The organism is Streptomyces sp. NPDC058157, assembly GCF_042884105.1.
Classification (GTDB): Bacteria; Actinomycetota; Actinomycetes; order Streptomycetales; family Streptomycetaceae; genus Streptomyces.
In genome coordinates this window covers 1-17,904 of record NZ_JBHVUQ010000073.1, presented here as the reverse complement: position 1 = coordinate 17,904, position 17,904 = coordinate 1, and the positions used below count along the sequence as shown (strand labels likewise).

Here is a 17,904-nt window from a genome sequence, read left to right as displayed (position 1 = left end):
CTGCCGCCCATCCAGGCCCTCCATAGCCAAGACCTATCGCGATCAGCTCCACCATGTCTTGGACCTTTCGGGACCTTGGTCCCTACGGTCTACCTCATGGCTCTGGCAACGCGGACGGATCGACGGCCGTCCACCACGCGCACGCTCTGGGACTCCACCGTCGGCAAGAAGTCCGTGATGGCCGTTTCCGGCCTGGTCATGCTCGGCTACCTCGTCGCGCACATGTTCGGCAACCTGAAGATCTTCTTCGGGCCGGGGGAGTTCAACGGCTACGCCCACGCCCTGCGCACCCTCGGTGAACCGTTCCTGCACTACGAGTGGGCCCTGTGGATCGTCCGCGTGGTCCTGGTCGCCGCCGTCGTGGCCCACGCCGTCTGCGCCTACCAGCTCAGCCGCCGCGACCTGAAGGCCCGCCCCGTCAAGTACGCCCACAAGCGGCGCCGCGCGAGCTACGCCACCCGCACCATGCGCTGGGGCGGGATCATCCTCGCCCTCTTCATCGTCTGGCACCTCCTCGACCTCACCACGCTCACCGTCAACGAGCGCGCCTGGGCCGGCCACCCCTACGAGAACGTCCTCGCGACCTTCTCCACCTGGTACGGCAACACGATCTACATCGTGGCCATGGCCGCCCTCGGCCTCCACGTCCGCCACGGCTTCTGGAGCGCCGCCCAGACCCTCGGCGCGGGCAACGCCCGCCGCGAGCGCGCCCTGAAGTTCCTGGCCGACGCCCTGGCCCTCGTCCTCTTCGCGGGCTTCGTGTCCGTCCCCGTCGCCGTCATGACCGGAGTGGTGAGCTGACCATGAGCACCGACTACGCCGCCTACACCACCGGCGACCCCGTCGCCGACACCAAGGCCCCCGCCGGCCCCATCGCCGAACGCTGGGACCGCCGCCGCTTCGAGGCCAAGCTGGTCAACCCGGCCAACCGCCGCAAGCACACCGTGATCGTCGTCGGCACCGGCCTGGCGGGCGGTGCCGCCGGCGCGACCCTCGCCGAGCAGGGCTACCACGTGGTTCAGTTCTGCTACAGCGACTCCCCGCGCCGCGCCCACTCCATCGCCGCCCAGGGCGGCATCAACGCCGCCAAGAACTACCGCAACGACGGGGACTCCGTACACCGCCTCTTCTACGACACCGTCAAGGGCGGCGACTTCCGCGCCCGCGAGTCCAACGTGCACCGCCTCGCCCAGATCTCCGTCGAGATCATCGACCAGTGCGTGGCCCAGGGCGTCCCCTTCGCCCGCGAGTACGGCGGCCTCCTCGACACCCGCTCCTTCGGCGGCGTCCAGGTCTCCCGCACCTTCTACGCCCGCGGCCAGACCGGCCAGCAGCTCCTCCTCGGCGCCTACCAGGCACTGTCGCGCCAGATAGCCGCCGGGAACGTCGAACTGCACGCCCGCACCGAGATGCTGGACCTGATCACCGTCGACGGCGTCGCCCGCGGCATCGTCGCCCGCGACCTGGTCACCGGCCGCATCGACACGTACTACGCCGACGCCGTGGTCCTGGCCACCGGCGGCTACGGCAACGTCTTCTACCTCTCCACCAACGCCATGAACTCCAACGCGACCGCCGTGTGGCGGGCGCACCGGCGCGGCGCGTACTTCGCCAACCCCTGCTTCACCCAGATCCACCCCACCTGCATCCCGCGCACCGGCGACCACCAGTCCAAGCTCACCCTGATGAGCGAGTCCCTGCGCAACGACGGCCGCATCTGGGTCCCCAAGGCCAAGGGTGACACCCGCCCCGCCGCCGAGATCCCCGAGGGCGAGCGCGACTACTACCTGGAGCGGATCTACCCCTCCTTCGGCAACCTCGTCCCCCGCGACATCGCCTCCCGCGCCGCCAAGAACGTCTGCGACGAGGGCCGCGGCGTCGGCCCCGGCGGCCAGGGCGTCTACCTCGACTTCGCCGACGCCATCCGCCGCATGGGCCGGGACAAGGTCGCCGAGAAGTACGGCAACCTCTTCGAGATGTACGAGCGGATCACGGCGGAGGACCCGTACGAGGTCCCCATGCGGATCTACCCGGCCGTCCACTACACGATGGGCGGACTGTGGGTCGACTACGACCTCCAGACCACCATCCCCGGCCTGTTCGCGATCGGCGAGGCCAACTTCTCCGACCACGGGGCCAACCGGCTCGGGGCCTCCGCCCTGATGCAGGGCCTCGGCGACGGCTACTTCGTCCTCCCCTCCACCATCAACGACTACCTCGCCCGCCACCCGCACCGCGAGGAGGTCGACGACAGCCACCCCGAGGCGGCGGCCGCCGTCCGCGAGACCCGCGACTGCCTCGCCGGGCTGCTGGCCGTCGACGGCGACCGCACCCCCGACTCCTTCCACCGCGAGATCGGCGAACTCATGTGGGAGTACTGCGGGATGGCCCGCACCGAGGAGGGGCTGCGCAAGGCGCTGGCCCGCATCCCGGAGATCCGCGAGGAGTTCTGGCGGCGCATCAAGGTCCCCGGCAGCGGCGAGGAGTTCAACCAGTCGCTGGAGAAGGCCAACCGCATCGTCGACTACCTCGAACTCGCCGAGCTGATGTGCCTCGACGCCCTCCACCGCGCCGAGTCCTGCGGCGGCCACTTCCGCGAGGAGTCCCAGACCCCGGACGGCGAAGCGGCCCGCCGCGACGAGGAGTTCGGCTACGCGGCCGCCTGGGAGTACCAGGGAACCGGCGCCGCACCCGTCCTGCACAAGGAAGACCTGGTCTTCGAGTACGTCCACCCCACCCAGCGGAGCTACGCATGAAGCTCACCCTGCGCGTCTGGCGCCAGCAGAACGCCGCCGCCCCCGGCGCCATGGCCTCCTACGAGGTCGACGGCATCTCGAAGGACATGTCCTTCCTGGAGATGCTCGACACCCTCAACGAGGACCTCATCCTGCGCGGCGAGGACCCGGTCGCCTTCGACCACGACTGCCGCGAGGGCATCTGCGGCGCGTGCAGCCTCGTCATCAACGGGGACGCCCACGGCCCCGAGCGCACCACCACCTGCCAGCTCCACATGAGGTCCTTCGCCGACGGCGACACCATCGACGTCGAACCGTGGCGGGCCTCGGCCTTCCCCGTGGTCAAGGACCTCGTGGTGGACCGCAGCGCCTTCGACCGGATCATCCAGGCCGGCGGCTACATCACCGCGCCCACCGGCTCCGCGCCCGAGGCGCACGCGACCGCCGTGCCCAAGCCGGACGCCGACTCGGCGTTCGAGCACGCCGAGTGCATAGGCTGCGGCGCCTGCGTGGCGGCCTGCCCGAACGGCTCCGCGATGCTGTTCACCTCCGCCAAGGTCAACCATCTGAACGTGCTCCCGCAGGGCTCGCCCGAGCGCGAGACGCGGGTGCTGGACATGGTGGCGCGGATGGACGACGAGGGTTTCGGCGGCTGCACCCTGACCGGCGAGTGCGCCACCGCCTGCCCGAAGGGCATCCCGCTGCCGTCGATCGCCGCGATGAACAAGGAATGGCTGAGGGCGCTCCGCAAGCGATGACGCCCTCCCCGGAGCGACGCCCGCCCGGCCGGCCCGATCCGCCGACCGGGCGCACGTCGGGCCGTACGCCGTGCCGTGCGCCGGGGGCGTCCGCGCGGCGGGGCACAGTGGGCGCATGCCGGCAGTCCCCGCCCGTCCCGGGCCGCACCGTCGCGGCGTGCTCGCCGCCCTGGCCGCCCTGGCGCCCCTCGCGGCGGCCGGGTGCACGGAGCGGGAGCGCCGCGCACCCGCGCCCGGGCCGCAGCCACCCCCCAGGGACGCCCTCGTCATGGTGGTCCCGCACGGGGAGAAGCCCTACGCCGGGGCCACCGGCGAGGACGACGAGGGCAACGAGGACCCCGGCTTCCTCGCCGGACGCGGCCGCCGCCGGGCCGAGGAACTCCCACGCCTCTTCGGCCCCGCCCACGGCGCCCCGCTGCCCCGCCCCGCCGCCCTCTTCGCCACCGGGGGCCCGCGATCGGCCCCCGCCCGGTGCCGGCAGACGCTGGCCCCCCTGGCCGCCGCCCTGCACCTCCCCGTGCAGGACCGGTTCGCCCTCGGAGCCGAGGCCGCACTGGCCCCGGCCGTCCTGGCATCCCCCGCGCCGGTCCTCCTGTCCTGGGAGCCCGCCGGGATCCCCCGGCTGGCCCACGCCCTCGGCGCCCACGGCGTCCGGGGCCTCCCCGCGGCCTGGCCCGACCGCAGCGACCTCGTCTGGACCTTCACCCGCAGCCGCGGCACCTGGTCCTTCCGTGAACTCCCGCAGCGCCTCCTGCCCGGAGACGCATAGCCCTATCGGCCGAGCGCCCGCGCGAGGTAGGGGCCCGTGCGGCCGGCCGTCGACGCGGCCACCTCCGACGGCGGGCCGCAGGCCGTGATCCGGCCGCCCTCCGTGCCGCCGCCCGGGCCCAGGTCGATCACCCAGTCGGCCCCCGCCACGACCTCCATGTCGTGCTCCACGACCACCACCGAATGCCCCGCGTCCACCAGCCCGTGCAACTGCCGCAGCAGCACCCGCACATCGGCCGGGTGCAGTCCGGTCGTCGGCTCGTCCAGCAGGTACAGGGTGTGGTCGCGGCGCGAGCGCTGGAGCTCCGTCGCCAGTTTGATCCGCTGTGCCTCCCCGCCCGAAAGCTCCGTGGCCGGCTGCCCCAGCCGCAGGTAGCCCAGTCCGATCTCCTCCAGCGCCCGCAGGCTGCGCGCCGCCGCCGGGACCTCCGCGAAGAAGCCGGCCGCCGCCTCCACCGTCAGCCCCAGCACCTGCGCGATGTCCAGCCCCTCGTAACGGACCTCCAGCGTCTCGGCGTTGTAGCGGGCGCCGGCGCACTCCGGGCACGGAGCGTACGTACTGGGCAGGAACAGCAGCTCCACCGAGACGAACCCCTCGCCCTGGCAGGTCTCGCAGCGGCCGCCCGGCACGTTGAAGGAGAACCGGCCCGCCTTCCAGCCGCGTTCGCGTGCCTGCGGGGACGCCGTGAACAGCTTGCGCACCACGTCGAACAGCCCGGTGTACGTGGCCAGGTTGGAGCGCGGCGTCCGGCCGATCGGCTTCTGGTCCACCTCCACCAGCCGCCGCACCGGGAACCCCGCCTCGCCCAGCCGCGCGGCCACCTCCTGTGCGAGCACCCGCCCGACCAGGGTGGACTTCCCCGACCCCGACACCCCGGTGACGGCGGTGAACACCCCGAGCGGGAACTCGGCCGTCAGATCACGGAGGTTGTGCCGCCGCACCCCCTCCAGCCGGACCGAACCGGTGGCGGCGCGCACCGGCCGGGCGGCCCCGCAGGCGCCGGCCCGGGCGAACAGGTGCCGGGCCGTCGCCGACTCCGCGACCCCTTCCAGCCCCCCGGGCGGCCCGCTGTACAGCACCCGGCCGCCGTGCTCCCCGGCCAGCGGGCCGACGTCCACCAGCCAGTCCGCGCGCCGCACCACATCCAGGTGGTGCTCCACCACGAACACCGTGTTCCCCGCCGCCTTGAGCCGCTCCAGCACACCCAACAGCGCCTCGGTGTCGGCCGGATGCAGCCCCGCCGACGGCTCGTCCAGCACGTACACCACCCCGAACAGCCCCGACCGCAGCTGGGTCGCCAGCCGCAGCCGCTGGAGCTCCCCCGCCGACAGGCTCGGCGCGGTCCGGTCCAGGCTCAGATAGCCCAGCCCCAGCTCCGTGACCGGCGCGATCCGTGCCCGCAGGTCCGCCACCAGCACCCGCGCCGCCTCGGTGGCCGGCGCCGCCCCGGCCAGTACGGAGTCCAGCTCGCCCAGCGCCAGCGCCGCCAGTTCCGCGATCGTCCGCCCCGCGAAGGTCACCGCCAGGGCCTCGGGCCGCAGCCGCCGCCCCCCGCACACCGGGCAGGGAGCGTCGGTGAGGAACTTCTCGGCGCGCGCCCGCAGGGTGGCGCTCTTGGTGTCGGAGAAGGTCCGCATCACATAGCGGTGGGCGCTCATGTACGTGCCCTGGTACGGGCGTTGGATACGGTCAGCCTCCCGCACCGGGTGCACCGTCACCACCGGCTGCTCCTCGGTGAACAGGATCCACTCCCGGTCCCCGGCCGGCAGTTCCCGCCAGGGCCGGTCCACGTCGTGGCCGAGCACCTCCAGGATGTCCCTCAGGTTCTTGCCCTGCCAGGCCCCGGGCCAGGCGGCGATCGCACCCTGACGGATCGACAGTCCGGGGTCGGGGACGAGGAGTTCCTCGCTGGTGCGGTGGATGCGTCCCAGGCCGTGGCAGGAAGGGCAGGCGCCGGCTGCGGTGTTGGGGGAGAAGGAGTCGGAGTCGAGCCGTTCGGCGCCCGGCGGGTAGTCGCCGGCCCGGGAGAACAGCATCCGCAGGGAGTTGGACAGCAGGGTGACCGTCCCCACCGAGGAGCGCGATCCGGGGGAGGAGCGGCGCTGCTCCAGGGAGACGGCGGGCGGCAGCCCGGTCACCGAGTCCACCTTCGGCGCGCCGATCTGGTGGATCAGGCGCCGGGCGTACGGGGCGACGGACTCGAAGTACCGCCGCTGGGCCTCGGCGTAGAGCGTGCCGAAGGCCAGGGAGCTCTTCCCGGACCCCGACACACCGGTGAAGACGGTCAGGGTGTCGCGCGGGATGTCCACGTCCACCCCGCGCAGGTTGTGCTCCCGGGCGCCGCGGACCCGTACGCAGGGATCGAGGGCGTCCCGGGGGACGGCGGGGACATCGGGGGAAGGCTGGTGCATTCGCCCCAGTTTAGTGGCGTACGCGGGCCGGGGGCGCGACCGGAGCCGGGCCCCGGTCCAGCCCTGCGATCCGGGACAGCCGGCGGAAGGAGTCCAGCAGGGCCGTCCGGTCGTACGTGGAGGTCGTGACCAGCAGCTCGTCCGCCCCGGTGGCCTCCGCCAGGTCCGCCAGGCCGGCCGCGACCTGTTCCTCCGTGCCCGCGAGGTGCCCGGCGAGGGCGCCCTCGTACAGCTCCCGCTCCTTGGGGCCCACCTCCAGCGCCTCGACCTCCTCGGCCGGCCGCAGGGGCGGGAAGCTGCCCTGCGTCCGGGAGTACGCCAGGGACCAGGCCTCCGGCACCAGGATCCGCCGGGCGGCCTCCGCGGTCTCCGCGACCGCCACCGTCCCCGAGACCACCACGTACGGCTCGGCGCCCCACGCCGACGGCCGGAACTCCCGGCGGTAGGCCGCGACGGCCTCCGCCACCCGGGCCCGGGCCCGCAGGTCGCCCACCACCACCGGCAGCCCCGCCCGGGCGGCGATGGACGCACCCGCGCCGGTGGCCAGGACGAACGGCGGGATCCGCAGCCCCTCCGCCGGCCGGGCGTGCACCTCGGGGTGGGCGCGCTGGCTGCCGTCGATCCAGCCCAGCAGCTCCGCCAGCTGCTCCTCGAACCCGTCGGCGTCGCCCGTGTCCCGGCCCAGGGCGCGCCGGATCCCGCCCGTGAAGCCGACCGAACGGCCGAGGCCCATGTCGATCCGGCCGGGGAACAGCGCCTCCAGCACCCCGAACTGCTCGGCGACCACCAGTGGCCGGTGGTTGGGCAGCATCACCCCGCCCGTGCCGACCCGGATCCGCCGGGTCGCGGCCGCCACGGCCGCGGCCAGCACGGTGGGGGCGGAACCGGCGACCCCGGGCACGCTGTGGTGCTCCGATACCCAGAAGCGGTGGTAGCCGAGCTCCTCCGCCGCCCGGGCCAGCTCCACGGTGTCGCGCAGCGCCTCGGCGGCGGGGTGTCCCGCGCGGACGCGGGACCGGTCGAGGATCGAGATTCTCAGGCTCACACCCGTGTTCAACGCCCGGCGCCCCGGGGGATTCCCCGAGCCGCCGGCCGGGCCCTCAGGTACGGCTCCCGCCCTCGCTCTCCTGGGCGCTCTTGAGCTCCGGCGCCGGCGCCGCCCAGTCGGCGAGCAGCACCGGGAAGCCCGCCGCGCGTGCGGCCTGGCAGACGAGCTGGTCGTCGTCGACCAGCACCCGCACCTCGCGGCCGCGCGCGATCCGCCGGAGCACCTCCAGCTTGGTCACCCGGGCCGGCCGCCGGTCGCGGTCGCCGCGCATCCACACCCGGCCCTCGGGCAGCCCGTGCCGGGCCAGCCAGTCGGCGGTGTCCGCCCGGCAGCGCTCCGGCCGCCCGGTCAGGTACACCACCTCGCAGTCGGCGGCGCTCTCCACCGCCAGCGCCACGCCGCGCGCGAGCGGCGGGTCGGCCGGGGCCGCGCCGAAGAAGCCGTCCCAGTCGCGGGGGCGGCGCTCCAGGAAGTGCTGGCGGTGCCCGGTGTCGGCCAGGGTGTTGTCGATGTCGAAGACGGCCAGCGGGCGGCGCGGTGCGGGGGTCTCGGTCATCCCCGCAGCCTAGGCGCAGGCCCGCGCGCCCCGGCCGCCGGGGCGCGGCGTCCGGGGCGTGGCCGCCGGGGTGTGGCGTCCGGGGCGTGGCGGCCGGGGCGCGCGGACGGCCCGTCAGTCCTCGCCGTCGAGGCGGAAGCCCACCTTCAGTCCGACCTGGTAGTGCGCGATCTGCCCGTTCTCGATGTGTCCGCGCACCTGTGTGACCTCGAACCAGTCCAGATTGCGCAGGTTCTGCGCGGCCCGGCTGATCCCGTTCCGGATGGCCTGATCGATGCCCTCGTGGGAGGTGCCGACGATCTCGGTCACCCGGTAGGTGTGGTTGGACATGGGGTCTCCCGCCAGTTGTCGCTTTTGCCTTGTTCCACGGTGCCCCAGTAAGGCCGGGTCCGCGAACTATGCGTGAACAATCCCGGCGGAAAGCCCCTTGACCGGCCCATTGGTCTATGCCAATTTCAAGCCATCTGAGATCCAGTCCAGAAGGTGAACCCGTGAAGAAGCGCTTCCTCGCCGTGTGCACGGCCCTCGTGGCCGCGACCGCCCTGACCGCCGGCTGCGGCGTTCTGGCCGGATCGGACGGCGGGTCCCAGAAGGTGACCCTCTGGCTGATGAAGGGCAGCGCCTCGGACGAGTTCATCGGGAAGTTCACCGCCGACTTCGAGAAGGAGCACCCCGGCATCGACCTGGACGTGAAGATCCAGGAGTGGAAGGGCATCGGCGACAAGGTCAACGCCGTCCTCGCCGGCAAGGGCAAGGAGCACGCCGACGTCATCGAGGTCGGCAACACCCAGGTGGCCCAGTACGTCGAGACCGGCGGCCTCTCCGAGCTCACCCTGGAGGGCCTGCGCACCTGGGGGAGCAAGGACTGGCTCAAGGGCCTCTCCGACCCCGGAAGCGTCAACGGGGCCCAGTACGGCGTCCCCTGGTACGCCGCCAACCGGGTGGTCATCTACAACAAGGACCTCTTCGCGAACGCCGGGATCAAGACCCCGCCCAGGAACCGCCAGGAGTGGATCGCCGCCACCCAGAAGCTCGACAAGGGCGACCAGCAGGGCATCTACCTCCCCGGACAGAACTGGTACGTCCTCGCCGGCTTCGTCTGGGACGAGGGCGGCGAGCTCGCCTCCGAGACCGGCGGCCAGTGGGTCGGCGCCCTCGACGACGAGAAGGCCCTCGCCGGGATGGACTTCTACAAGCAGCTCCAGGCCCTCGGCAAGGGCCCGAAGAACGCCGACGAGGAGACGCCCCCGCAGGCCGAGGTCTTCGCCCGCGGCCAGGTCGCCCAGATCATCGCCCCGCCCGGGCAGGCGGCCCAGATCGAGGCGGCCAACCCCGCGCTCAAGGGCAAGCTCGGCTACTTCCCGATCCCCGGCAAGACCTCGGAGAAGGCCGGCTCCGTCCTCACCGGCGGCTCCGACCTGATCATCCCGGAGAAGACGGCGGACCGGGCCGCCGCCGTCGACGTGATCACCGCCCTGGTCAGCGAGAAGTGGCAGACGGAGCTCGCCCGCACCATGAGCTACGTCCCCAACAAGACCACCCTCGCCCGGGTGGTCGAGGGCAACGAGGGCGCCGCCGCGATGGCCGCCGGAGCCGCCCAGGGCCGGGCCACGCCGAAGTCCGCGCGCTGGGCCGAGGTCGAGGCGAAGAACCCGCTCAAGCCCTACATGACGGCCGTGCTCACCGGCCAGGACCCCCGGCAGGCGGCGAAGACGGCCTCGGAGACCATGGGGCAGATCCTGAACTCCGACCGCTGAACCGGTCCGCCCAGCTCATGATCAGCCGATCCGACGGGCCGCTGAGCTGGGCGGCGGTCCGCCGAGTTCAGCGTCCGCACATCCGGGGGCCGCTGCGCGGTCATGTCGAATCCAGCCGGTCACGGAAGAAGTAAAGGAGCCGGGTCCGCCACCCGCGGCCCGGCTCCCCGTGCCCGGATCAGGAGCAGCCATGACCATCGCCCCCCTGTCCCCGTCCCCCCTCGCAGCCACGGCCCCGGCCGCCGTCCCCACCCCGGCCCCCACCCCGGTCCCCACCCCGGCCCCCGCGCCCTGCGCCGCGCCCTCCGCCGCCCCCCGGTACACCGTCCGCCTCGCCCGTGACGAGGACGAGGTCCGCGCCGCCCAGCGGTTGCGCCACCAGGTCTTCGCCGGGGAACTCGGCGCCCGCCTCGACGGCCCCGAGCCGGGCCTGGACTCCGACGCCTTCGACGCCTACTGCGACCACCTCCTGGTCCTCGACGAGGAGACCGGCCAGGTCGTCGGCACCTACCGGCTGCTGCCCCCGGAGCGCGCCGCCGTCGCCGGACGCCTCTACTCCGAGGGGGAGTTCGACCTCTCCGCCCTCGCCCCGATCCGCCCCGACCTGGTCGAGGTCGGCCGTTCCTGCGTCCACCCCGACCACCGCAACGGCGCCGTCATCGCCCTCATCTGGGCCGGCCTCGCCCGCTACATGGAGCGCACCGGCCACAACTGGCTCGCCGGGTGCTGCTCGATACCGCTCGCCGACGGCGGGGTGCTGGCCGCCGCCACCCGCGAGACCGTCCTGGCCCGCAACCTCGCCCCCGAGGAGTACCGGGTCACCCCGCACCTGCCGTGGCGCCCCGACGGCGTCACCCTCCCCGGCACCCGCCTCGAACTGCCGCCGCTGCTGCGCGGCTACATCCGCCTCGGCGCCTGGGTCTGCGGGGAGCCCGCCCTCGACGCGGAGTTCGGCTGCGCCGACCTGTACGTGCTGCTCTCCCTGCGCCGGACCAACCCGCGCTACCTCAACCACTTCCTCTCGCTCGCCCCGTCGGCATGAGCAACTGGCTGCTGCCCACCGCGCCCTGCACCCCGCAGGACTGCGCCGCCCACCCGGGCCGGCCCGCGAGCGTCCCCCGAGCGGTGCTCCGCCTCGGCGGCACCCTCGCGCTGGTCCTGCTGGCGGTCCCGGCCGCCCCGCCGGTGCGGCTGCTGCCCGCCCGGCCCCGGCGCGCGCTGATCCGGGCCTGGTGCACCGCGCTCTTGCGGTCCCTGGGGATACGGATCACCGTGCACGGCACCCCCGGGCCGGACGGGGGCCGCCTGGTCGTCGCCAACCACATCTCCTGGACCGACATCCCGCTCGTCGCCGCCGCCCTGCCCAGCCGGATGCTGGCCAAGAGCGAGATCGGCGGCTGGCCGGTGCTCGGCCGGCTCGCCGCCCAGGCGGGCACCCTGTTCATCGAACGCGACCGGATCCGGGCCCTGCCGCGGACCGTGGCGACCCTCGCCCGGGCGATGCGCGACGGGGACCGGATCACCGTCTTCCCCGAGGGTTGCACCTGGTGCGGGCGCGCCCAGGGGCCGTTCCGGCGGGCCGCGTTCCAGGCGGCGCTGGACGCGGGGGTGCCCGTGCAGCCCGTGCGGATCGCCTACCGGCTGGGCGACGGGGAGTTCGCCGGGGCGCCCGCCTTCGTCGGGGACGACACGCTCACCGCCTCCCTGTGGCGGATCGCCCGGGCCCGGGACGTACGCGCCGAGGTACGGCTGCTGCCCCGGATCCCGGAGGGCCGCCACACCGACCGCCGCACGCTCACGGCGGCGGCGCAACGCGCGGTCCTCGGCACCCCCGAGCGGCGCCAGCCCCTGCTGCCCGGCATACCGACCCAGCAACGCCCACCGCACACCCCGGCCGCGCACGACCTGGCCGCGCAGACCCTGGCCGTACACGACGTGGCCGCGCAAGGACCGGGCGTCCACAGCCCGGCCGCGCACAACCCGTCCGCCCAACGACCGGCCGCGCACGGACCGGCCGCGCACGGACCGTCCGCGCACGACCCGGCCGCGCACGAACCGCCCGCGCGCGAACCGCACGCGCTCCTCCGGCAGTCGGCCGGTCAGTCCACGGCGACCGAGTCCACCGAGCCGTCCGCCACCGACAGCGACAGTGCGAAGCGGCCCTCGGAGTCGGTCCACCAATGCGCCAACTCCAGCCCCGCCTCCGCGAGTTCCCTCCGCACCCCGTCCTGACGGAACTTCGCCGAGATCTCCGTGAGGATCTCCTCACCCGCCGCGAACGGCACCACCAGATCCAGCGCCCGGATCTTCACCGTCACCGCCGACCGGGCCCGCAGCCGCATCTCGATCCACTCGTGCTCCCGGTTCCACACCGCCACATGGTCGAAGTCGGCGGTGTGGAAGTCCGCGCCCAGCTCCCGGTCGATCACGGCCAGCACGTTCTTGTCGAACTCCGCCGTCACCCCCTGCGCGTCGTCGTACGCCGCCACCAGCACGGCCTCGTCCTTCACCAGGTCCGTGCCCATCAGCAGGGCGTCCCCGGGCGAGAGCATCGCCCGTACGGACGCCAGGAACACCGCCCGCTCCGGCGGCAGCAGGTTCCCGATCGTGCCGCCCAGGAACACCACCAGCCGCGGCCCGGGGGAGTCCGGCAGGTGCAGCGGCCCCGTGAAGTCCGCCAGCAGCGCGTGCACGTTCAGCCCCGGATGGTCCGCGAGCAGCGCCTCGGCCGCCCCGGTCAGGGCGCTCTCGCTGACGTCCACCGGGACGTACGTCTCCAGCGCCGGCAGGGCCTCGATCAGGTGCCGGGTCTTCTCCGAGGAGCCGGAGCCCAGCTCCACCAGCGTGCGCGCCCCGCTGACCGCCGCGATCTCCCGGGCCCGCTCCAGCAGGATCTCCCGCTCGGCGCGCGTCGGGTAGTACTCCGGCAACCGGGTGATCTCCTCGAAGAGTTCGCTGCCCCGCGCGTCGTAGAACCACTTCGGCGGCAGCTCCTTGGGGACCCGGGTCATCCCGCGCAGGACGTCCTTGCGCAGCGCCCTGTCGGCGGCGTGCTCGTCGAGGGTCCGGGTCAGCTGGAAATCGCTCACGGGGTGCTCTCCTTCAGGGGGATCAGGGCGACCCGCGTGCGGGTGGCGGTCAACAGGCTCCGGTCGGGCACCTCGCACCAGCCGGTGTCGTCGTCGTACGGCTCGGACGCCACGGCCACCCGCCCCGACGGGAGGCCCGGCAGGTACCAGAGGGAATCGCCCCAGGCGGTGGCGGCGATCGAGACCCCGTCGGTGAGCAGCAGGTTCAGCCGGGAGCCGGGGGCGGCGGCGGCCAGTTCGCGGACCGCCTCCGCCAGGGCCGTGCCCAGGTCGTCGCCCTGCCGCAGCCGGTGCAGGACCAGGGCCCACACCAGGGCCGAATCGGTGCGCGCGGCCAGCTCCAGCAGCGCGCGGGCCGGCAGGGCCGCCGCGAGCGGCTCCGCCGCGTCCGGCCAGCCCCGTACGGCGCCGTTGTGGCTGAACAGCCAGGGCCCCGAGGCGAACGGCGCCGCCGCGGCCTCCCCGTCCGGCCCGGCGAAGGTGGCGTCGCGCACGGCGGCCAGCAGGGCCCCGCTGCGCACCACCCGGCCCAGGTCGGCGAAGCCCTCGTCCCCCCACACGGGCCCGGCGCGCCGGTAGCGGGCCGGAACCGGGTCGCCGGGCGCGTACCAGCCCACGCCGAACCCGTCGGCGTTGACGGTGCCGTACCGCTGCCGGCGCGGCGCCCAGGACTGCCGCACGAGCGAGTGCTCCGGGTCGGCCAGAACGGCCCCCAGGGGTATCTCGGGCCCCAGATAGGCCAGGTGACGGCACATCAGACGTCCCTCGCGGTGCGGAAGCCGGAGAAGATCTGCCGGCGCACCGGCAGGTCCCAGTTGCGGAACGTGCCCCGGCAGGCCACCGGGTCCACCGCGAACGAGCCGCCCCGCAGCACCTTGTGCTCCGGCCCGAAGAACACCTCCGAGTACTCCCGGTACGGGAAGGCGCGGAACCCCGGGTACGGCAGGAAGTCGGAGGCGGTCCACTCCCACACGTCGCCGATGAGCTGGCGCACCCCCAGCGGGGAGGCCCCGGCCGGGTGGCAGCCGGCGTGGGCCGGGCGCAGGTGGCGCTGGCCCAGGTTGGCGTGCAGGGGGGTCGGGTCGGCGTCGCCCCACGGGTAGCGGCGGGAGCGGCCGGTGGCCGGGTCGTGGCGGGCCGCCTTCTCCCACTCCGCCTCGGTGGGCAGCCGGCGCCCCGCCCAGCGGGCGTAGGCGTCGGCCTCGTACCAGCTGACGTGCAGAACCGGTTCCTCGTCCGGCACCGGCTCGGTCACCCCGAACCGGCGGCGCAGCCACTGGCCGGCCTCGCGCCGCCAGAACAGCGGGGCCCCGATGCCGTGGGTGCGGATCTGCTGCCAGCCCTCGGCCGCCCACCAGCGGGGGTCGGTGTAGCCGCCGTCCGCGATGAAGGCCTGGTAGGCGGCGTTGGTCACCGCCGCCGTGTCGATCCAGAAGGAGGGAACCTCCCTTACGTGCGCGGGACGTTCGTTGTCCAGCGCCCAGGGCTCGGCCGAGGTGCCCATGGTGAACGGACCGCCGGGCACGAGCACTTCGGCCTCCACCGGGACCGCGTCCTGCGGCGGCTGCGGGTCGGGAGCGGACAGCACGGGCTCACCCGCGCGCAGTTGATGGGTGATCAGCATGGTCTCGTCGTGCTGCTGCTCGTGCTGGGCGATCATCCCGAAGACGAACCCCCGGTCGAGCAGGGCCGTCCCCTCCAGCGGGGTGCCGTCCAGCAGGTCGAGCACCCGCCCGCGGACCTCGGCCGCGTACCGGCGGGCCTCCCGGGGGTCCAGCAGGGGCAGCTTCGGCCGCTCGGAGCGCGGGTGCTGGAAGGCGTCGTACAGGGAGTTGATCTCCGGGCGCAGGAACTCCCGCCCGGCCACGTTCCGCAGCAGCCACAGCTCCTCCTGGTTCCCGATGTGCGCCAGGTCCCACACCAGCGGGGACATCAGGGGGGAGTGCTGCGCGGTCAGGTCCGGGTCGCCGACGACGTCGGTCAGCCCGGCCGTACGCGCCCGGGCGGCGGTCAGGGCGGCGGCGGCCCGCTCGCGCAGGGCCGCGGGACGGAACTCGGGGTGGGCCTCGGTGGTCACGGGCGCGGTCCCTTCGCGGCGGGCGGCCGCCGGCGGTGTGCCGCCGGGCCGGTGTCTTGCACGGCCGCCGGAGCGGTGTTCACGGCGGCCCGGGTGCGCCCGGCGACCAGGGCGTCGTCCACGTCGTCGGCCGGGCAGCGCCCGCGCCGTACGTAGCGGCCGGCGAAGGCCTCCACGGCCTCCTGGACGCGGCGGTCCGCCCCGAGCCGGGGCAGGGCCTCCGCGGCGGCGGCGAAACAGGCCGTGGCCGCGGCCCGCAGGTCGGGGTCGGCCAGCGCGTCGCGCGCGGCGGTCCGCCACAGCGGGTTCCGGGGCGCGCTGCGCGTGCCGTAGGCGTCGGCCAGGGCCTTCACCGCCCGGTAGGCCGTCTCGGCGGCCTGCGGGTCGTCGAACAGCGCGTGCACCACCGCCACCGGGACGGTCCAGCCGTCCTCCCCGGGCTGCGCGTCGATCATCCGCAGCTCCAGGTGGCCGCGCGGGCGCACGGGCGGGAAGAGGGTGGTGAGGTGGTACTCCAGGTCCGCCGCGGTGGGCCGCCGGGCCGGGCCGTCCGGCCCGCGGCCGTCCGTACGCAGCCAGTCGCGGAAGGTCAGCCCGCGCGGCACCGCCCAGGGCCCGTCCCCGACCCCCCGTACGCACATGACCTCGGTGTCCAGCGCGTGCCGGACCCAGGCCGCGCGGGGTTCGGCGTCCAGCGGCGGGGCCAGCGCGCGCCGCGGGTCGATGTCGCTCCAGATCCCCTGCCGCGCACACCGCCAGCCCTCGTACGGGCCGTCGCGGCCGGGGGAGTTGGCGAAGGCGGCCACCAGTACGGCGCCCAGCAGGTGGGCGAGGCGCCAGCGCCGCCCGTATCCGAGCGGGCCCGGCTCCTCGTGCCCGGCGTCCACGCAGACCTGCACGGACGCGGAGGAGCGCATCATGGCCCGGCCGGCGGGGCCGGTGCGGTCGAAGTAGGTCTCCATCGCGTCGTAGCGCGGGCTGGCCAGGAGGCGGCGCAGGGGCCTGCGGGGGTCCTCGCCGAGGCCGTGGAGGACGAGGCCGCGCTCGCGCAGGGCGCCCCGTACGGCGGCGAGGTCGGCGCGGAGCCCGTCGAGGCAGGCGGAGAGGGAGCCGGCGGGGGCGGAGCTGAGCTCCAGCTGGCCGCCGGGTTCGACGGTGACCCGGGAGCCCAGGGGCAGGGCCCGGGCGGCCGCGTGGGCGGCGGTGAGGCGTTCGGGGGGAAGCGGCAGCCAGGGGCGCTCCGCGTCCAGGACGAGCCATTCGAGCTCGGCACCCAGGACGCGGGGCGGGCCGGTCTTGAAGCAGATGCCGTGGATCAGGTCCTCGGCGGCCGCCTCGCCGAGCGGGGCGTACGCGGAATCCGCCGGATCGTGGACGTGTGGAGCGGATGAGTTCTCGGACATGACCGGAACCTCGTCTCCTGTAGTCGGCCGTGACGTCACCGTGCCTACCCGTCCTCGGGGTGCTAATTCCTTTGCCGCTCCCACGGCCGCCCCGCAGGATGGCGGTGTGAGCAGCAGATTGCGCGAGATCGCGCGGGAGAACGCGCTGATCGTGGCGGCCGGCGGGTACCGGACGCGGTCGGGGCGGTGGGTCTCCCTCACCGCCGGCCTGGCGGAATCCAAGGCCGGAACCAGACTATATGGACCAAACCAGGTCATTCCAGACGGGGAGTCCGTCAGGGGGAGCCTGCGTACGGTCGTCGAGGTCACGGGGGAGAGCAGCACGGTCGCGGCGCGTCGTCTCGCGCAGGCGCCCGGCGCGGGCACCGTCGCGGTGCTGAACTTCGCCTCGGCCCGCAATCCGGGGGGTGGCTACGTCCGCGGCGCCAAGGCGCAGGAGGAGGCGCTCTGCCGGGCCTCGGCCCTGTACGAGACCCTGCTCCAGGCCCCCGAGTACTACGAGGTCCACCGCGCGGGCACGAGCACGTTCTACACCGACCGGGTGATCCACTCACCCGGGGTGCCGGTGTTCCGCGACGACCGGGGCGACCTGCTGGACACCCCGTTCCAGGCCGGTTTCCTCACCTCCCCGGCCCCGAACGCGGGCACGATCCGCCGCCAGGAGCCCGAACGCGCCCCGGAGATCCCGGCGGCCCTGACCCGGCGGGCGGGGCGCGTCCTGGAGGTGGCCGCACTGCACGGCTACCGGGCACTGGTGCTCGGCGCCTGGGGCTGCGGGGTGTTCCGCAACGACCCGGCGGAGGTCGCCGAGGCCTTCCACAGCCGGCTGACGACCCGCTTCGCGGGCACCTTCGCCCAGGTGACCTTCGCGATCCTGGACCGTGCCCCGGCCCCGCGCGAGGCGTTCACCAGGGTCTTCGCGGGGCTGTGACGCGGGACCGCGAGCGGGGCTACTGCCAGCCGTAGCGCTCCCGCAGGCGGTCGACGACCAGCTGGAAGCGGGGGCGGTCCAGGGCGCAGGCCTCGCGGCGCATGCCGGTCTCGTGGACGCGCAGGACGCGGTCCACGTCCACCCAGGACTCGCGCCCGGCGGAGTCCCAGGGGCCCGAGCCGATCGGGACCCACTCCCGGTCGGCGTCGTGCCGCTTGCTGGACAGCTGGACCGCCAGCACGGCCCCGCCGCCCGCCTCGCGCGCGACCACCAGGACCGGCCGGTCCTTGCCGCGTCCGTCGGCCTCCTCGAAGGGGACCCAGGTCCACACGATCTCCCCGGGGTCCGGGTCCCCGTCGGGGTCCGGGGC

The 17,904-nt window shown here is 74.4% G+C and carries 16 protein-coding genes and 1 pseudogene; 8 read left to right on the top strand and 9 right to left on the bottom strand.

Annotated features, from left to right (window positions below; genetic code table 11):
- Positions 1-96 precede the first annotated feature (96 nt).
- The 4 genes from ACFVXK_RS19760 (at position 97) to ACFVXK_RS19745 (ending at position 4,262) form a co-directional block, all read left to right on the top strand.
- Positions 97-801 (top strand): succinate dehydrogenase cytochrome b subunit, encoded by a 705-nt coding sequence (locus ACFVXK_RS19760; RefSeq protein WP_389613357.1) that lies wholly within the window; start codon positions 97-99, stop codon positions 799-801.
- A gap of 2 nt (positions 802-803) precedes the next feature.
- A complete protein-coding gene (locus ACFVXK_RS19755) occupies positions 804-2,756 on the top strand; it encodes a fumarate reductase/succinate dehydrogenase flavoprotein subunit (RefSeq protein WP_389613355.1) in 1,953 nt (650 codons plus the stop codon).
- The gene (locus ACFVXK_RS19750; RefSeq protein ID WP_389613353.1) at positions 2,753-3,493 is read left to right on the top strand and encodes a succinate dehydrogenase/fumarate reductase iron-sulfur subunit; all 741 of its coding nucleotides are present in this window, start codon (positions 2,753-2,755) and stop codon (positions 3,491-3,493) included. The genes ACFVXK_RS19755 and ACFVXK_RS19750 overlap by 4 nt, the downstream gene beginning before the upstream one ends.
- A 115-nt stretch (positions 3,494-3,608) precedes the next feature.
- Positions 3,609-4,262, top strand: a complete 654-nt coding sequence (locus ACFVXK_RS19745; protein WP_389613351.1) for a hypothetical protein — start codon at positions 3,609-3,611, stop codon at positions 4,260-4,262.
- 2 nt (positions 4,263-4,264) lie between these two features.
- Here the strand turns inward: ACFVXK_RS19745 and ACFVXK_RS19740 are convergent, their stop codons facing one another.
- The 4 genes from ACFVXK_RS19740 to ACFVXK_RS19725 form a co-directional block, all read right to left on the bottom strand.
- Positions 4,265-6,673, bottom strand: coding sequence for an ATP-binding cassette domain-containing protein (locus ACFVXK_RS19740; protein ID WP_389613349.1), 2,409 nt, complete (start codon positions 6,671-6,673; stop codon positions 4,265-4,267).
- A 10-nt stretch (positions 6,674-6,683) separates the two neighbouring features.
- A complete protein-coding gene (locus ACFVXK_RS19735; RefSeq protein WP_389613347.1) occupies positions 6,684-7,718 on the bottom strand; it encodes an MsnO8 family LLM class oxidoreductase in 1,035 nt (344 codons plus the stop codon).
- Between the two features lie 55 nt (positions 7,719-7,773).
- Positions 7,774-8,277: a hypothetical protein gene (locus tag ACFVXK_RS19730; RefSeq protein WP_389613345.1), complete on the bottom strand. Its 504-nt coding sequence runs from the start codon at positions 8,275-8,277 to the stop codon at positions 7,774-7,776.
- A gap of 114 nt (positions 8,278-8,391) precedes the next feature.
- The gene (locus tag ACFVXK_RS19725) at positions 8,392-8,607 is read right to left on the bottom strand and encodes a dodecin (RefSeq protein WP_389613343.1); all 216 of its coding nucleotides are present in this window, start codon (positions 8,605-8,607) and stop codon (positions 8,392-8,394) included.
- A gap of 161 nt (positions 8,608-8,768) precedes the next feature.
- Here ACFVXK_RS19725 and ACFVXK_RS19720 point away from each other — a divergent pair, with 161 nt between their 5' ends.
- The 3 genes and pseudogenes from ACFVXK_RS19720 to ACFVXK_RS19710 form a co-directional block, all read left to right on the top strand.
- Positions 8,769-10,034: an extracellular solute-binding protein gene (locus ACFVXK_RS19720; RefSeq protein ID WP_389613341.1), complete on the top strand. Its 1,266-nt coding sequence runs from the start codon at positions 8,769-8,771 to the stop codon at positions 10,032-10,034.
- 190 nt (positions 10,035-10,224) lie between these two features.
- Positions 10,225-11,076 (top strand): GNAT family N-acetyltransferase, encoded by an 852-nt coding sequence (locus ACFVXK_RS19715; RefSeq protein ID WP_389613339.1) that lies wholly within the window; start codon positions 10,225-10,227, stop codon positions 11,074-11,076.
- A pseudogene (locus ACFVXK_RS19710) lies at positions 11,073-11,915 on the top strand (lysophospholipid acyltransferase family protein); the annotation flags it as partial. The gene ACFVXK_RS19715 and the pseudogene ACFVXK_RS19710, both read left to right, overlap by 4 nt.
- Positions 11,916-12,133: 218 nt before the next feature.
- On the opposite strand, the gene egtD reads toward ACFVXK_RS19710, so the two are convergent.
- Genes egtD through egtA form a run of 4 tightly spaced genes read right to left on the bottom strand, consistent with a single transcriptional unit; the run spans position 12,134 to position 16,603 of the window.
- Complete coding sequence (gene egtD / locus ACFVXK_RS19705; RefSeq protein ID WP_389613336.1) at positions 12,134-13,123, bottom strand: L-histidine N(alpha)-methyltransferase; 990 nt, start codon at positions 13,121-13,123, stop codon at positions 12,134-12,136.
- Positions 13,120-13,878, bottom strand: coding sequence for an ergothioneine biosynthesis protein EgtC (gene egtC, locus ACFVXK_RS19700; RefSeq protein WP_389613334.1), 759 nt, complete (start codon positions 13,876-13,878; stop codon positions 13,120-13,122). The genes egtD and egtC overlap by 4 nt, the downstream gene beginning before the upstream one ends.
- Entirely contained in the window at positions 13,878-15,200 is a 1,323-nt protein-coding gene (gene egtB, locus ACFVXK_RS19695; protein WP_389613332.1) for an ergothioneine biosynthesis protein EgtB, read from the bottom strand. The genes egtC and egtB overlap by 1 nt, the downstream gene beginning before the upstream one ends.
- A complete protein-coding gene (egtA, locus tag ACFVXK_RS19690) occupies positions 15,197-16,603 on the bottom strand; it encodes an ergothioneine biosynthesis glutamate--cysteine ligase EgtA (protein ID WP_389613330.1) in 1,407 nt (468 codons plus the stop codon). The genes egtB and egtA overlap by 4 nt, the downstream gene beginning before the upstream one ends.
- Before the next feature lie 106 nt (positions 16,604-16,709).
- Here egtA and ACFVXK_RS19685 point away from each other — a divergent pair, with 106 nt between their 5' ends.
- Complete coding sequence (locus ACFVXK_RS19685; protein WP_389613328.1) at positions 16,710-17,534, top strand: TIGR02452 family protein; 825 nt, start codon at positions 16,710-16,712, stop codon at positions 17,532-17,534.
- Between the two features lie 19 nt (positions 17,535-17,553).
- On the opposite strand, the gene ACFVXK_RS19680 is transcribed toward ACFVXK_RS19685, so the two are convergent.
- Positions 17,554-17,904 (bottom strand): type II toxin-antitoxin system PemK/MazF family toxin (locus ACFVXK_RS19680; protein ID WP_389613326.1); only part of this gene is annotated, 351 nt, incomplete at its 5' end.

Excerpts from the sequence above, each read along its gene's own strand:
- ACFVXK_RS19760 (WP_389613357.1), top strand. The coding sequence starts at position 97 with ATGGCTCTGGCAACGCGGACGGATCGACGGCCGTCCACCACGCGCACG.
- ACFVXK_RS19755 (WP_389613355.1), top strand. The coding sequence starts at position 804 with ATGAGCACCGACTACGCCGCCTACACCACCGGCGACCCCGTCGCCGAC.
- ACFVXK_RS19750 (WP_389613353.1), top strand. The coding sequence starts at position 2,753 with ATGAAGCTCACCCTGCGCGTCTGGCGCCAGCAGAACGCCGCCGCCCCC.
- ACFVXK_RS19745 (WP_389613351.1), top strand. The coding sequence starts at position 3,609 with ATGCCGGCAGTCCCCGCCCGTCCCGGGCCGCACCGTCGCGGCGTGCTC.
- ACFVXK_RS19740 (WP_389613349.1), bottom strand. The coding sequence starts at position 6,673 with ATGCACCAGCCTTCCCCCGATGTCCCCGCCGTCCCCCGGGACGCCCTC.
- ACFVXK_RS19730 (WP_389613345.1), bottom strand. The coding sequence starts at position 8,277 with ATGACCGAGACCCCCGCACCGCGCCGCCCGCTGGCCGTCTTCGACATC.
- ACFVXK_RS19725 (WP_389613343.1), bottom strand. The coding sequence starts at position 8,607 with ATGTCCAACCACACCTACCGGGTGACCGAGATCGTCGGCACCTCCCAC.
- ACFVXK_RS19715 (WP_389613339.1), top strand. The coding sequence starts at position 10,225 with ATGACCATCGCCCCCCTGTCCCCGTCCCCCCTCGCAGCCACGGCCCCG.
- egtC (WP_389613334.1), bottom strand. The coding sequence starts at position 13,878 with ATGTGCCGTCACCTGGCCTATCTGGGGCCCGAGATACCCCTGGGGGCC.
- egtA (WP_389613330.1), bottom strand. The coding sequence starts at position 16,603 with ATGTCCGAGAACTCATCCGCTCCACACGTCCACGATCCGGCGGATTCC.